The organism is Actinoplanes sp. NPDC024001 (genome assembly GCF_040638955.1).
In the GTDB taxonomy this organism is placed as follows: Bacteria; Actinomycetota; Actinomycetes; order Mycobacteriales; family Micromonosporaceae; genus Actinoplanes.
This window is the reverse complement of sequence record NZ_JBEZZB010000041.1, coordinates 53,234-66,608: the sequence shown is the minus strand read 5'-3', so window position 1 is coordinate 66,608 and position 13,375 is coordinate 53,234. Positions and strand designations below refer to the sequence as shown.

Annotated in this window: 11 protein-coding genes and 1 pseudogene; 5 read left to right on the top strand and 7 right to left on the bottom strand. The window is 73.2% G+C overall.

Annotated features, from left to right (window positions below; all coding sequences use genetic code 11):
• Window positions 1-914 (bottom strand): annotated as a pseudogene (locus tag AB0F81_RS18315) (hypothetical protein); the annotation flags it as partial.
• 48 nt (window positions 915-962) lie between these two features.
• Here AB0F81_RS18315 and AB0F81_RS18310 point away from each other — a divergent pair.
• Complete coding sequence (locus tag AB0F81_RS18310) at window positions 963-1,337, top strand: DUF2784 domain-containing protein (RefSeq protein WP_360198560.1); 375 nt, start codon at window positions 963-965, stop codon at window positions 1,335-1,337.
• On the opposite strand, the gene AB0F81_RS18305 is transcribed toward AB0F81_RS18310, so the two are convergent.
• Window positions 1,309-1,941, bottom strand: coding sequence for a TetR/AcrR family transcriptional regulator (locus tag AB0F81_RS18305; protein ID WP_360198557.1), 633 nt, complete (start codon window positions 1,939-1,941; stop codon window positions 1,309-1,311). The genes AB0F81_RS18310 and AB0F81_RS18305 overlap by 29 nt on opposite strands.
• Between AB0F81_RS18305 and AB0F81_RS18300 the strand changes: the two genes are divergently transcribed.
• Window positions 1,942-2,715 carry a methyltransferase domain-containing protein gene (locus tag AB0F81_RS18300; RefSeq protein ID WP_360198554.1) on the top strand — a complete coding sequence of 258 codons (774 nt, stop codon included), beginning with the start codon at window positions 1,942-1,944 and terminating at the stop codon, window positions 2,713-2,715.
• Here the strand turns inward: AB0F81_RS18300 and AB0F81_RS18295 are convergent.
• A complete protein-coding gene (locus AB0F81_RS18295) occupies window positions 2,708-4,060 on the bottom strand; it encodes a glucose-6-phosphate dehydrogenase (RefSeq protein ID WP_360198552.1) in 1,353 nt (450 codons plus the stop codon). The two genes, AB0F81_RS18300 and AB0F81_RS18295, sit on opposite strands and share 8 nt — an antisense overlap.
• Window positions 4,061-4,335: 275 nt before the next feature.
• Here AB0F81_RS18295 and AB0F81_RS18290 point away from each other — a divergent pair, with 275 nt between their 5' ends.
• Window positions 4,336-5,307, top strand: a complete 972-nt coding sequence (locus tag AB0F81_RS18290) for an ATP-binding cassette domain-containing protein (protein WP_360198549.1) — start codon at window positions 4,336-4,338, stop codon at window positions 5,305-5,307.
• The gene (locus AB0F81_RS18285; protein ID WP_360198547.1) at window positions 5,304-6,071 is read left to right on the top strand and encodes an ABC transporter permease; all 768 of its coding nucleotides are present in this window, start codon (window positions 5,304-5,306) and stop codon (window positions 6,069-6,071) included. The genes AB0F81_RS18290 and AB0F81_RS18285 overlap by 4 nt, the downstream gene beginning before the upstream one ends.
• Here the strand turns inward: AB0F81_RS18285 and AB0F81_RS18280 are convergent.
• From AB0F81_RS18280 to AB0F81_RS18265, 4 genes are read right to left on the bottom strand one after another with little or no spacing between them, the layout of a single operon-like run.
• Window positions 6,053-9,295: a BTAD domain-containing putative transcriptional regulator gene (locus AB0F81_RS18280; protein ID WP_360198544.1), complete on the bottom strand. Its 3,243-nt coding sequence runs from the start codon at window positions 9,293-9,295 to the stop codon at window positions 6,053-6,055. The two genes, AB0F81_RS18285 and AB0F81_RS18280, sit on opposite strands and share 19 nt — an antisense overlap.
• 17 nt (window positions 9,296-9,312) lie before the next feature.
• Window positions 9,313-9,984, bottom strand: coding sequence for a TrkA family potassium uptake protein (locus AB0F81_RS18275; RefSeq protein ID WP_360198541.1), 672 nt, complete (start codon window positions 9,982-9,984; stop codon window positions 9,313-9,315).
• The gene (locus AB0F81_RS18270; protein ID WP_360198539.1) at window positions 9,977-11,311 is read right to left on the bottom strand and encodes a potassium transporter TrkG; all 1,335 of its coding nucleotides are present in this window, start codon (window positions 11,309-11,311) and stop codon (window positions 9,977-9,979) included. The genes AB0F81_RS18275 and AB0F81_RS18270 overlap by 8 nt, the downstream gene beginning before the upstream one ends.
• Before the next feature lie 26 nt (window positions 11,312-11,337).
• A complete protein-coding gene (locus AB0F81_RS18265; RefSeq protein WP_360198536.1) occupies window positions 11,338-11,808 on the bottom strand; it encodes an anthrone oxygenase family protein in 471 nt (156 codons plus the stop codon).
• Window positions 11,809-11,954: 146 nt separating this feature from the next.
• Here AB0F81_RS18265 and AB0F81_RS18260 point away from each other — a divergent pair, with 146 nt between their 5' ends.
• Window positions 11,955-12,926 carry a right-handed parallel beta-helix repeat-containing protein gene (locus AB0F81_RS18260; protein ID WP_360198533.1) on the top strand — a complete coding sequence of 324 codons (972 nt, stop codon included), beginning with the start codon at window positions 11,955-11,957 and terminating at the stop codon, window positions 12,924-12,926.
• The last annotated feature ends 449 nt before the right edge of the window (window positions 12,927-13,375 follow it).

Here is a 13,375-nt window from a genome sequence, read left to right as displayed (position 1 = left end):
TGCCACCGCATTCGCCACGGCCCGGAACCTGTTCCCGACGCGGGACCTGCATCTCGTCGCCGTCGGCGACGACACCACCCAGCCCGCACCGCAAAGCCGGCGGTGAGCTGCGCGCAGGCGGCCCGGGCCTCGCGGGCCGCGTCCGGCCAGCCGCCGGTCAGGGTGAGCAGGGCGACCCGGTGCACCCGGCACATGCCGCGGTAGGCGCCGGTGAACTCGGGCTGGGCGTCGCACCAGGCGGCGAGGGCCCGGGTCCACTCCTTGGCCCGGCGCAGTTCGTGCAGGTCCTGGCAGGCGCCGATGACCGCGCAGTAGATCATGCCGGTGGCGCGGGCGGTGAGCAGGCCGTCGACGGCGGCCACCATCGCCTCGTCCAGCTGGGCGAGGCCCGCGGCGACCTGGTCGTGGGTCAGCAGGGCGATGCCGTAGAGCATCGCGGCGGCGGCGTTCAGGTCGGCGTCGCGCTCGGGGCTGACCTTCGCGGCCAGCCGGGTGGCGGTCTCCAGCAGCGCGCCGTTCCGGCCGGCCCGCAGGTGCTGCTCGCCGGCGAGCAGGTCCAGATAGCCGTGTTCGGGTCCGGGCGGGACCGAGGTGGCGAGTTGCACGGCGCGGGACTGCCAGGCGTTGGACTGGCCGAGGTCGCCGGCCCAGAACAGCGCCTTGCACAGCCAGTAGGCGCTGCGCAGGGCGGGACCGGTGGCGCCGGCGCGGACGTGTCCCAGGTAGGCGCGCCGTAGCAGCCGGACGGCCTCGTCGCCGCGGCCGGACATCTCGGCGGCTTCGGCGGCCGGTTCCAGGTCGGACAGTTCGAGCGGGGCGATCGCATCTGCACGTGCGAACAGGGTGTAGGCGCGGAGCCATTCCTGGCCGGCGTACGCCTCCCGGGCCAGCTGCGGATCGCCCGCCGATTCCACGGCCGTTGCCTCCTTCCCTTCGCACGATACGGGCGGACACTGACGGGTATGGGATTCCGCATCCTGGCCGACGCGACCATGCTGGTCCACTTCGCGTTCCTCGCGTGGGTGGTGTTCGGCGGTTTCCTGGCCTGGCGGTGGCCGTCGGCGATCTGGGCGCACCTGGCTGCCGCGCTGTGGGGCCTGTCGTCCGTGGTGTTCGGCCTGCACTGCCCGCTGACCTGGGTGGAGGAGCGGGCCCGGGAACGGGCCGGCGAGGCGGGGCTCAGCGGTGGTTTCATCGACACCTACCTGACCGGTGTCATCTACCCGGAGCGGTACGCCGGGCTGGCGCAGGCCCTGGTGGCGGTGACGGTGGCGGTGTCGTGGGCGGGCGCCGCCCATCGCCGGCGGGTCAGAGCACGGCGGCCAGAACTGTCGTGACGGTGCGGTGCACGTCGTCGTCGCCGGGCCGGGCGCCGGTGCGGTCGGCGAAGAGCAGGTGCCCGCTGCCGATCAGCACGGCGGCGAGCGTGGCGACGTCGGCGTCCGCCGCGATCCGGCCGAGGTCACGTTCCTCGGCGAGGTAGCCGGCGATCATCTCGGCGGCCTCGGTGAGCACCGGGACGCCGGCCGGCCAGGTGTCGCGGAGCCGGGCGCGCAGCTCGTCGCGGAAGGTGATCAGGGCGACGATCGCCACGGCGACCGAGCCGAACAGGGCGCTGAGCGCGGCGGTGAGGTTGCCGGTGACCGTGCCGGTGCCGGCGGCCTCGCGCAGCTCGGCGGCCTGGGTGTCCATCCGGCCGGAGCGGTCCAGCACGTACTCGGCGAGGAAGGCGTCGAAGTCGGCGAAGTGCCGGTGCAGGACGCCTTTGGCGCAGCCCGCCTCGTCGGTGACGGCACGGCTGGTGAGGCCGTGCGGGCCGTCGCGCAGCAGGATCCGGTCGGCCGCGCCGAAGAGCTGGTCGCGCACGTCACGCAGGGCCACACCGGTCGGCACGGACGGCTCCCCCTCCACAAGTGGGCAGTTGCCCACTATGGTGGGCACATGCCCACTCTACCGAGCAGCCCGCACGAGCAGCGGCGGATGGCGCAGTCCTTCGGCGTCGACGCCGCGCGTTACGACCGCACCCGCCCGCCCTATCCCGGCGAGCTGATCGCCCGGATCGTCGCCGCGGCGCCCGGCGCCGACCTCGCCGACGTCGGCTGCGGCACCGGGACCGCCGCGCGGCAGTTCCAGGCGGCCGGCTGCCGGGTGCTCGGCATCGAGCCGGACGAGCGGATGGCCGCCTTCGCGCGGGAGCGGGGCCTGCCGGTCGAGACGGCCCGCTTCGAGGACTGGGACCCGGCCGGGCGCCGGTTCGACGCGGTGGTGGCCGGCACCTCGTGGCACTGGGTGGATCCGGTCGCCGGCGCGGTCAAGGCGGCCGGGATCCTGCGGCCGGGCGGCCTGTTCGCGGCGTTCTGGCACGTGCCCGAGCCGCCGGCGGCGGCCACCGCGGCGCTGGGCGCCGAGGTCCGGCGGGTCCTGCCGGACCTGCCGTTCGATCTGACCCGGCGCGCCGACGGCTACGGGCCGCTGGTGGACCGGGCCGTCGGCGGGCTCCGGCAGGCCGGCGGGTTCGGCGAGCCGCAGACGTGGCCGTTCCCGTGGGAGCGGCGCTACACCCGGGCCGAGTGGCTCGACCAGCTGCCGACCTCCGGCATCCTGACCCGCCTGCCCCCGGGCCCGCTGGCCGAGGTCCTCGACGCCGTCGGCGCCGCGATCGACGACGAGTTCGTGGTGCGCTACCGCACGGTGGCGGTGACAGCGACTAGGTGAGCAGGGAGTCCTCCGGCCCGCTGCTGCCGGCCGGGTACTCCAGCAGCGGCACGTCACCGGCCCGCCAGGCGGCGACCACCGGCTCGACGATGCGCCAGCACTGCTCGGCGGTGTCGCCGCGCACCGACAGGGTCGGGTCGTTGTCGAAGACGCCGCGCAGCACCTCGCCGTACGGCGGCAGGTCGCCCGGGCCGAAGGCGGCCTCGAGGCTGACCGGGTCCAGCTCGAACGGGTCGCCCGGCCCGTTGATGTTGAAGTCGAGCGCGAGCCGGTCCGGCCCGAACCCGATCCGCAGCCGGTCCGGCTGGTCGCAGCCGTACAGCCCGTCCGGGATCCGGGGCGGCCGCTTGAAGGTGATCACGGCCTCCTTGCGGCTGCTGCCGATCGCCTTGCCGGAGCGCAGCCGGAACGGCACCCCGGCCCAGCGCCAGTTGTCCACGGTGACGACCAGCTCGGCGAGGGTCTCGGTGCCCCGGGACGCCTCGACGCCGGGCTCCTCGGCGTACCCCGGCAGTTTGCGCCCGTCCAGCTCGCCGGCCGTGTAGCGGGCCCGGCGGCTGCAGGCCGCCGGGTCGTCGCTGAACGGCCGGGTGGAGCGCAGCACGTCTGCCTTGCGGTCGCGGAACTCGGCGGCCTCCAGGGTGGTGGGCGCCTCCATGGCGAGCAGCGCGAGGATCTGCAGCAGATGGCTCTGGATCATGTCGGCGAGCGCGCCGGCGTGGTCGTAGTAGCCGGCCCGGCCCTCCAGGGCGAGAGCCTCGTCGAAGACGATGTCGACCGAGGCGATGTGGCCGGCGTCGAGCACCGGCTCGAAGATCCGGTTGGCGAAGCGCAGGCCGAGGATGTTGAGCACGGTGGACTTGCCGAGGAAGTGGTCCACCCGGTGGATGCGCTCCTCGGGCACGAGCCGGGCCAGCACCCGGTTCAGGGCGGACGCGGCGTCGCCGTCGATGCCGAACGGTTTCTCCAGCACCAGGCGGGTGCCCTCGGGCAGGTCCAGCTCGGTCAGGGCGTCGCAGGCGCGGGCGGTGACGGCCGGCGGCAGCGCGAAGAAGATCGCCGCCGGCCCCTCGGCGGCGTCCAGAACCCGCCGCAGGTCGTCGGCGCTGGTGACGTCGGTCGGCAGGTAGCGGGCGCGCTCGACCACGTCGGTGGCGACACCGTCCCCGAACGACTCGGCGACTCGCTGCCGCCACCGCGAGGAGTCCCAGTCGTCGCGGGCCGCGCCGATCAGCGTCAGCCCGGGGACCTGGCCGGTGGCGAGCAGCGCGCCCAGGCCCGGCAGCAGCAGGCGGGCGGTCAGGTCGCCGCTCGCACCCAGAATGATCAGAGTCTGGTCCGTCATGGACTTCCGGTACCCGCGGCCGCCGGGCGGTACTCGAGCTCGGGGCGGCCGGGTCTCCCGTAGCGCGGGCTGCGTCCCACCCGGCCGGCGCCCGCCGAGCGCAAGCCGGAGCCGGCCGCGGTCCGACCCGCACCACCCGGCTGCCCCGCCGCTGCCACCGCGGCGGGGCAGCTGTGCGCGGCGTGCCAGCGGCGTGTGCGGGACATGCCAGCGGCACGGATCAGTCTTCTCCCCGGCGGGGCCGGCGGTGCCCCGCGGACACGGAGGGATGAGACGTGGAAGATCTCGTGGTCCGCGCCGAAGGGCTGCGGAAACGGTTCGGCACCACCCAGGCGCTCGACGGCGTCGACCTGGCCATGCGGCGCGGCACCGTGCTCGGTGTGCTCGGACCCAACGGGGCGGGCAAGACCACCGCGGTACGCGTGCTGGCCACCCTGCTGCGCCCCGACGCGGGCAGCGCCTGGGTGGCCGGCGTCAACGTGCTGGAGAAACCCCAGGAGGTACGCCGCAGGATCGGGCTCACCGGACAGTACGCGTCGGTCGACGAGGACCTCACCGGCGTACAGAATCTGGTGTTGATCGGGCGTCTGCTGGACATGAGCGGCCGGGACGCTCGGAGCCGGGCCGATGAGCTGCTGGCCTGGTTCGACCTGAGCGAGGCCGCGCAGCGGCCGGCGAAGACCTACTCCGGTGGCATGCGCCGCCGCCTCGACCTGGCGGCGAGCCTCGTCGGCCACCCCGAGGTGATCTTCCTGGACGAGCCGACGACCGGGCTGGACCCGGCCAAGCGCGAGGACATGTGGGGTGTGGTCCGCTCCCAGGTGGCGCGCGGCGCCAGCGTGCTGCTGACCACCCAGTACCTGGAGGAGGCGGACGCGCTCGCCGACGAGATCGTGGTCGTCGACCACGGGCGGGTGATCGCGCACGACACCGCGGACGGGCTCAAGCGCCGCGTCGGCGGGCAGACGCTACGGGTGCGCCCGGCCGATCCGTCCCGGCTCCCGGACGTGCTGCGGCTGCTGGACGCGGTGGCGGCGCCGGGCACGACGGCCGCCAGGGACGAGGCGGCAGGCAGCCGGCCCGGGGCCGCGTCGGTGCCGGTGAGCAGCGACGCCGCGCTCGGCGACGTGGTGCCGCAGCTGCGCCACATCGGCGTCGAGGTGACCGAGCTGGCCCTGCACCTGCCCAGCCTCGACGAGGTTTTCCACACACTGACCGGCAAGACGAAGGCGGAGGAACTGGTATGAGCACGCTCGCACTGGCACGGCACAGTGGCGCGCTCGCGCAGCGCAGCCTGATCAAGACGTTGCGCACGCCGGAGGCGCTGATCGACGTCACCATCCAGCCGGTGATCTTCCTGCTGCTCTTCACCTACCTGTTCGGCGGGGCGATCGCGGACGGCAACCGGCACGCGTACCTGCAGTTCCTGTTACCCGGCATGCTGGCCCAGTCGCTCGCCATGGGCGGGGTGGCGCTGGGCCAGAACCTGAACGCCGACATCGAGAAGGGCGTCTTCGACCGGTTCCGGTCGCTGCCGGTGTCCCGGTCGGCGCCGCTGGTCGGGGCGGTCCTCGCGGACGTCGTGCGCTATCTGTCGGTCTGCGTCGCGATCCTCGGCTTCGGCGCGATCATGGGCTTCCGGGTGCAGACCGGGCTGGTGCCGGCGCTCGCGGCGGTGGCCCTGGCGATCGGGTTCGGGCTCTGCTTCTGCTGGATCTCGGTCTGGGTGGGCATGCTGGTCCGCACCTCGGGCGCGGTGCAGGGCATCATGTTCCTGCTGGTGCTGCCGCTGGCCTTCGGCAGCAACGTCTACGTGGCGACCGACACCCTGCCCGGCTGGTTGCAGGCGTTCGTGCAGGTCAATCCGATCACCCCGCTGGTCGGGACGATCCGCGGGCTGCTGGTCGGCGGCCCGGTCGCCGGGCACCTGGTGGCGACGCTGGCCTGGATGGCCGGTCTGCTGGTGGTCTTCGTGCCGCTGGCGCTGCGCGCCTACGCCCGGCGGGCCTGAGAACCGGCGGGCAGCGACGGCGGGGCGAGCCGCGCGGGGTCGATCCGGCGCTGCGCGGCTGCCGCGTCGAGCGCCCAGCCCGCCGAGTACGCCTCGGTGAACGCCTCGTCCCCGAGCGCCGCCCGGGCCTTGCCGGTCACGTCACGGACCGCCAGATCGGTGTGGTCGTGCGAGCCACGCAGCCGGGCCGCCGCACCGAGCAGCATCGCGGCGTCGGGCCACCGCTCCCGCAGGACGGCGAGCCCGGCGGCGGCCACCGCGACCATCGCCACGATCGGCATGTCGTGGGTCTCCAGCGCCGCCGGGTAGGCCACGGCGAGCGCCCGGTTCGCGGCCTCCGGATCACCCCGGCGCACCGCGAGGGAGGCCCGCACCGCCCCGACGATGGCGGTGCCGTGGTCGCCGCCCATCACCGGCATCCCGTCCGAGCCGAGCCCGGCGGTGGCCCGGTCGAGCAGCTCGCCGGCCCGGTCCAGTTCGCCCTGCCAGAGCAGCATGCCGGCTTCCAGCGCATCGACCAGCAGGGTCAGCTCGCGCGACCCGGACCGGCCGGCGCGGGACCGGGCCGCGGCGATCGCGCTCACCGCCTCGCCCGGCTCGCCGCGCCGCAGGTGCAGGTCGGCCCAGCGCAGTTCGAGGAAGACCGCGTCGGCGGGATCCAGCGAGCCGAACTCGCCGCCCAGCGTGCGGGCCGCCGTCAGGTCGGCCACCGCGCCGTCGAGATCGCCGTGGTACTGGCGGATCAGCGACCGCATCGGCAGCACGGTGGCCTGCCCCCATCGGTCGCCCAGCGCGCGGAAACCGTCCAGCGCGGCGGTGATGTCCTGGCTGAACTGCTCCAGGTCGCCGTTGTTCTCGGCGACCCGCGCGCGGAGCATGTGCGCCAGCGAGGCCAGCCACGGGTCCGGCCCGGCGATCATCTGCTCCATGCGCTCGGTCGCGGCCTCGGTCTCCTCGGCGAAATAGAGCACCATGGCGGCGAACGCGCCGGTCGGTCCGGACAGCTCCGGGTGGGTGAGCAGCCGCCGGCCGAGAGCACGCACCCGGACCCGGCGCTGCTCGGCGGTCTCGGTCCTCAGCTCCGGCTCCAGGTCGGTGCGGTTGAGGAAGAGCACGGCCTCGCCGCGGTCGGCCGCGAGCGGGTCGGTCTGCCCGGGGACGGCGAGCGCGGCGGTCAGCCAGTACGCGGCGTCGGCGTGCCGGCCGAACATGTGCCAGTACCAGCACAGGTCGAGGGCGAGCGCGAGCGCGGCCCGGGCGTCACCGGTGTCGCAGAGGTGGCGCAGCGCGGCGAGGGTGTTGTCGTACTCGGCGCGGAACACCGCGATCGCGGTGAACTGCCGGGCGGTGCGCAGCTCGGGGTCGCACTGCGCGGCGAGCGCGGCGAAGTGGCGGGCGGCGAGACCCCGGACCTCGGCGAGCAGGCCCTGCTCGGTGAGGCGTTCGATGCCGTACTCGCGGATCGTCTCCAGCATCCGGTAACGGCCGTCCGGGGCGAGTTGCAGCAGCGACCGGTCGACCAGGGCGGCGAGCAGGTCGGCCGCTTCGGCGGCGGTGAACGGGGCGAGAGCCGCGGCGGAACCGGCGGTCACCCCGCCGGGCAGCACGGCCACCCGTTCGGCCAGCGTCCGCTCGCCGGCGGTCAGCAGGTTCCAGCTCCAGGCTATGACGGCACGCAGCGTACGGTGCCGGGGCTGGGCCGTGCGGCTGCCGGTGGTGAGCAGCCGGAACCGGTCGGACAGGCCGGCCGCCAGCTCGGGCAGGGCCAGCGTGCGCAGCCGGGCGGCGGCCAGCTCCAGGGCGAGCGGAAGCCCGTCGAGAGCACGGACGACCCGCACGACGTCGCGCACGGTCCCCTCGTCGACGGCGAACCCGGGCTTGACGGCGGCGGCCCGCTCGGCGAACAGGCGCACCGCCGAGGCCCGGTCCGCCGCGGCCGGCCCGGCGTCCGGCTCGGGCAGTCCCAGCGGGCCGAGCGGCACCAGCGCCTCGCCGTCGATGGCGAGCGGTTCCCGGCTGGTGGCGAGCACCCGCAGGTGCGGGCAGCGGGCCAGCAGCGCGCCGGTCAGGTGGGCGACCGCGTCGATCAGGTGCTCGCAGTTGTCGACGACGAGCAGGATCCGCCGGCCGCCCAGGGTGTCGGTCAGCACGTCGAGGTCGTCGCGGCCCTCCGCCCGGACCCGGTTGACCATCTCGAACAGCGCCGAGCCGCGCAGCCCGGCCGCGGCCATGACGGCCGCACCGACCTTGGCCGGCTCGGTCACCGAGGCCAGATCGACCAGCCAGGTGCCGTCCGGATAGGCGCCGGCCCGCCGCCGGCCCGCCTCCAGCGCCAGCCGGGTCTTGCCGGCGCCGCCCGGCCCCAGCACGGTCACCAGCCGGCCGGCGGTGAGCAGGGCGTCGATCCGGGCCAGGTCGTCGGCCCGGCCGACGAAGCTGGTCAGCGGCGCCGGCAGGTTGGTCGGCGGCGGCCCGGCATCGTTTCCCATCGGTACGGCCGGAGCGCCCCGCAGCAGCCGGAGGTGGCGTTCCCGCAACGCCCCGCCGGGATCGGCGCCCAGCTCGTCGGCGAGGTGCTCGCGGACCCGCTCGTAGACGGCCAGCGCGTCGGCCTGGCGGCCCTGCGCGGCCAGCCCGTCGATCAGCAGCGCCGCCACCCGCTCGTTGAGCGGATGCTCGGCACGCAGCCCGGTCAGCCGGGCGGCCGCCTGTTCCACCCGGCCCAGCGCCAGCTCGGCCTCGGCCAGATCGGCGACCGCGTCGACAATGGTCTGCGCGAGCCGGGTCGCGTACCCCGCGGCGACCTCGGCCAGCTCGGCGGCGACCGGGCCGCCGAGCAGGGCGGTGGCCGCCCCCAGCGCCTCGGCCGCGGCGCCGGGGTCACCGGCGCGCAGCCGCTCCCGGCCGGCGGCGGCGAGACTCTCGAACTCGGTGACGTCGACGTCAGCGACGAGCCGGTAACCGCCCTCCGACTGGACGACCGTGTCGCCGCCGAGCAGCCGGCGCAGGCGCGACACCAGCGACTGCAGGGCGTTGAGCGGGTCGGCGGGACCCTCCTGCGGCCACAGGGCGTCGACCAGCGCGGCCGGGGAGACCGGGCCGCCGGCCACCGCGAGCCGCGCCAGCAGGCCGCGCAACCGGGCGCCGGGCACCGGCACGGCGTCGTCGCCCCGGCGCACCGCCAGGGTGCCGAAGAGGACGACGCTCAGCCGGGACCCGCTCACCGCACGATCCTCCCCCGTCAGTTCTCGTCGGCGTACGCCTCCACCTTCGCAGTGTCCCCGGCCACGATCAGGACCGCCCCGGCGGGGATGACGGTCTCGGGGCGCGCGTACACGAAATCCTCGCCGGGCCGTTTGGTGCCGACCACCGTGACCCCCCACTTGGTGCGCAGCGCCAGCTGCGCCAGGGTCTGCCCGGCGGCGCCCTGCGGCGCCCGCACCTTGGCTATCGCGAAGCCGTCGTCGAACTCGATGTAGTCCAGCATCCGCCCGCTGATCACGTGGGCGACCCGCTCACCCATCTCCGCCTCGGGATAGATGACGTGGTCCGCGCCGACCGAGGAGAGGATCTTGCCGTGCTTGACGCTGGTCGCCTTCGCCCAGATCTCCGGCACGCCCAGCTCGGTCAGCGTCAGCACGGTCAGCACGCTGGTCTCCAGATTGGTGCCGATGCCGACCACCGCGCGCGGGAAGTCGTGCACGCCGAGCTGGCGCAGCACGTCCTCGTCGGTGGCGTCGCCCTCGACCACGTGGGTCAGCCGGTCCGACCAGTCCTGCACGATCCTCGGATCGGTGTCGATGCCGAGCACCTCGTAGCCCAGGTCGAGCAGCGACCCGGCGACCGAGCCGCCGAACCGGCCCAGCCCGATCACCACCACGTTGCTGCCCTGCGGCGTCTTCTTCTCACCCAACGAGCGGCCTCTCCTCCGGATAGCGGTACTGCCGGCGGCGGGTGTTCAGCGCGATCGCGGTGCCCACCGCGATCGTGCCGACCCGCCCGACATACATCAGCACGACCAGCACGGCCTGCGCCGGCTCCGGCAGGCTCGGCGTGATGCCGGTGCTCAGGCCGACGGTCGCGAACGCTGAGGTGACCTCGAACAGGGCACGGTCGAACGGCACGTCGACGGTCAGCGCGTCCAGGACGACCGTACCGGCCGCGACCAGCAGGACGCCCAACAGCGCGACGGTCATCGCCTGGCGCTGCGTCTCCTCGGCGATCCGGCGCTTGCGGACCACCACGTCCGGTTCGCCCCGGACCTCGGCCCAGATGACGTACGCCAGCAGCAGGAATGTGGTGACCTTGATGCCGCCGGCGGTGCCGGCGCTGCCGCCACCGATGAACATCAGGGCGATCGAGACGGCCAGCGTCTCGCTGTTCGCCTGGCCCAGGTCGACGCTGTTGAAGCCGCCGGAGCGGGTCATCACGTCCTGGGTGAAGGCGGCGAGCACCTTGCCCGGCACGTCCAGCGGGCCCAGCGTGCCCGGGTTACGCCACTCGAAGACCAGGAACACCAGGGTGCCGAGGACCGCGAAGACCAGCGTGCCGAGGACCGTCAGATAGGTGTGGGTCGACCAGCACCCCGGGGTCCGCCACTCACGGAACAGCTCGAACAGCACCGGGAACCCGATCGACCCGGCCAGCACACCGAGCCCGAGCGACAGGCACACCCACGGGTCGGTGACGAACCGGACGATGCTGTCCGAGTAGAGCGCGAAACCGGCGTTGTTGAACGCCTGCACGGCGTGGAAGACCGCCTCCCACAGGGCGCGGCCGAACGCGTAGTCGTACCCCAGCCAGAGACGCAGGGTGAGCACCAGCGCGATGGCGCCCTCCGAGATCAGCATGACCACCGCGACCCGCAGCAGCACCGCGCCGATGTTGCCGCTGGCCAGGCCGGCGCTCTCGGCCTGCGCCAGCAGGCGGCCGCGCAGGCGCAGCCGGCGCGAGACCAGCAGGCTGAGCAGCGTGGCCAGGGTCATGATGCCGAAGCCGCCGATCTGCGTGAGCACGGTCAGCAGCACATGGCCGAACGGCGACCAGTAGCTCGGTGTGTCGACCACGGCGAGGCCGGTGACACAGACTGCGGAGGCGGCGGTGAACAGCGCGGTGATGAACGGCGCGTAGCCCGGCTCGGCTCGCGCGGCGGGCAGCATCATCAGGGCGGTGCCGACCGCGATCGCGCCGAGGAACGCCAACGGCACGATCCGCGCCGGATGCTGCCATGGTGATCGCACCGATGAGTAATACCACCGGCGGCGGATCAGTACTCCAGCAGCGCCCAGCAACCGGCGGCGAAGGCGCCCACGCTGGTGAGAGTGCGCAACACGTTCCACCGGACCCAGGCGGGGAAGAAGGCGGCCCAGACGGCGGCCGGGTCCTCCAGCGCGTCCGGCTCGCCGGCGCGGGCCAGCCGGTTGTTCAGCGGGATGTTGACGACAGCGGTGACCCCCAGCGTCGCCGCATAGAGCAACAGCGCGACCAGCAGCGCCCAGAAGACACCGGGATCGCCCGCGTTCTGGAACGTGGCGATGCCGGTGAAGATCAGCGCGCCGCCGAAGATCAGGCCGAACAACGGGTTCTGGATGGCCTCGTTGATCCGTTGCATCACCTCGACGGAGGACCGGTCGCCGGCGCGGCGTAGACCCGGCATCACCGACCCGGCATAGGCATAGAACAGCCCGGCCATCAGCCCGAGCGTGAGCACGGCGAGCAGCAGAATCGTGGTCCGCACCCGGCTTCCCCTCCCCTTTGTCCAGGACGGACCCTACCGTGTTGCAGAAATCCTGCAAACGGATATCTCTTCACATCGAGTTGCGCCTATGTTTGTCTGTGGTTAGGAGCGCTCCCACATCCCCTTCTTAAAAGAAAGCTGGAGAAATGTCAGGCCGAATTCCCCGATTCGCCGCCGCGACCGCTCTTCCGCTCGTCCTCACGGGCGCGGTCCTGGGCGTCACCCCGCACGCCACCGCGGCACCGATCCAGCCCTTCGCCATCACCGACCTGGTCGGCTGGGCCACCCAGAACGGCGGCACCACCGGCGGCGGCAACGCCGCCCCCACGACCGTGACCAGCGCCTCCGCCCTCACGTCGGCGCTCGGATCGACATCCGCCGCGGTCATCCGGGTCTCCGGGACCATCTCCTGCAGCGGCATGCTCCGGGTCCGGTCCAACAAGACCATCATCGGCAACTCGGGCGCCGCGATCGTCGGCTGCGGATTCAACATCAACGGCGACCGGAACGTCATCATCCGCAACCTGAACTTCCGGAATTGGAACGACGACGCGATCAACGTGCAGGAGTCGGCGACCAACATCTGGGTCGATCACAACAGTTTCAGCAACGGCAACGACGGCGCGGTCGACATCAAACGCGGATCCGATTTCATCACGGTCTCGTGGAACCGCGTATTCAATCACGACAAGTCGATGCTGCTCGGCCACAGCGACAGCAACGCGTCGCAGGACACCGGCCACCTGCGGGTGACCTACCACCACAACTGGTTCGACGCGTCGACGCAGCGGCATCCGCGGGTGCGCTTCGGCAACCCGGTGCACGTGTACAACAACTACTACTACAACAACAGCGGATACGGCGTGGCCTCCACCGAGGGGGCCGGGGTGCTGGTCGAGGCGAACTCCTTCGAGAACGTCGACGACCCGTTCCACCTGGGCGAAGGCTCCTCGGACGCGGGGACGCTGGTGGCCCGCAACAATCTGCTGGTCAACTCGGGTAGCGGGCAGACGGGTGGGAGTGTGCGGTCGATCCCGTACGCCTACACCGCCGACCCGGCGGCCAACGTGAAGTCCATCGTGACGGCCAACGCCGGTGCGGGACGCATCAACGTGTGACCTTAGGTTTGCGGTGCCCTCCCGGTTTCCGGGAGGGCACCGCTCTACACCTTGGGCCCGGCGCGTCTTGCCCCGCGCCAGGTCCGGGGCGGCGCGGGCAGTCTTGCTCTGCACTAGATCCGGCCGGCGCGGCGCGGCGAGTCATGGTCATGCGAGTCATATCGGCGCAGCGCGGCCGGTCATCGGCGCGCGGGCCTGGGGGCTGACCCCGGCGATCTCGCTGCCGCCTCCAACCGCGCACGAAGATCATCGGGCACAGCGACATTGCCGAATGTCCGGCTGGCCACCACGCACCGAATCGCGCCTGCATTCCGTGCACCAGCGCCAGCCGGTCGCTTGGGGCGCGCCGGCGGCGAGAGCACTGGCGGGCCTGCAGCGCTACGGCCTGGCAGCGCCGGACTGTCCGCTGCACGGTGGAACTCGCCTGGCTGACCGTCAGTGTCGTCCCC

Excerpts from the sequence above, each read along its gene's own strand:
- AB0F81_RS18295 (WP_360198552.1), bottom strand. The coding sequence starts at position 4,060 with ATGACGGACCAGACTCTGATCATTCTGGGTGCGAGCGGCGACCTGACC.
- AB0F81_RS18300 (WP_360198554.1), top strand. The coding sequence starts at position 1,942 with ATGCCCACTCTACCGAGCAGCCCGCACGAGCAGCGGCGGATGGCGCAG.
- AB0F81_RS18285 (WP_360198547.1), top strand. The coding sequence starts at position 5,304 with ATGAGCACGCTCGCACTGGCACGGCACAGTGGCGCGCTCGCGCAGCGC.
- AB0F81_RS18310 (WP_360198560.1), top strand. The coding sequence starts at position 963 with ATGGGATTCCGCATCCTGGCCGACGCGACCATGCTGGTCCACTTCGCG.
- AB0F81_RS18260 (WP_360198533.1), top strand. The coding sequence starts at position 11,955 with ATGTCAGGCCGAATTCCCCGATTCGCCGCCGCGACCGCTCTTCCGCTC.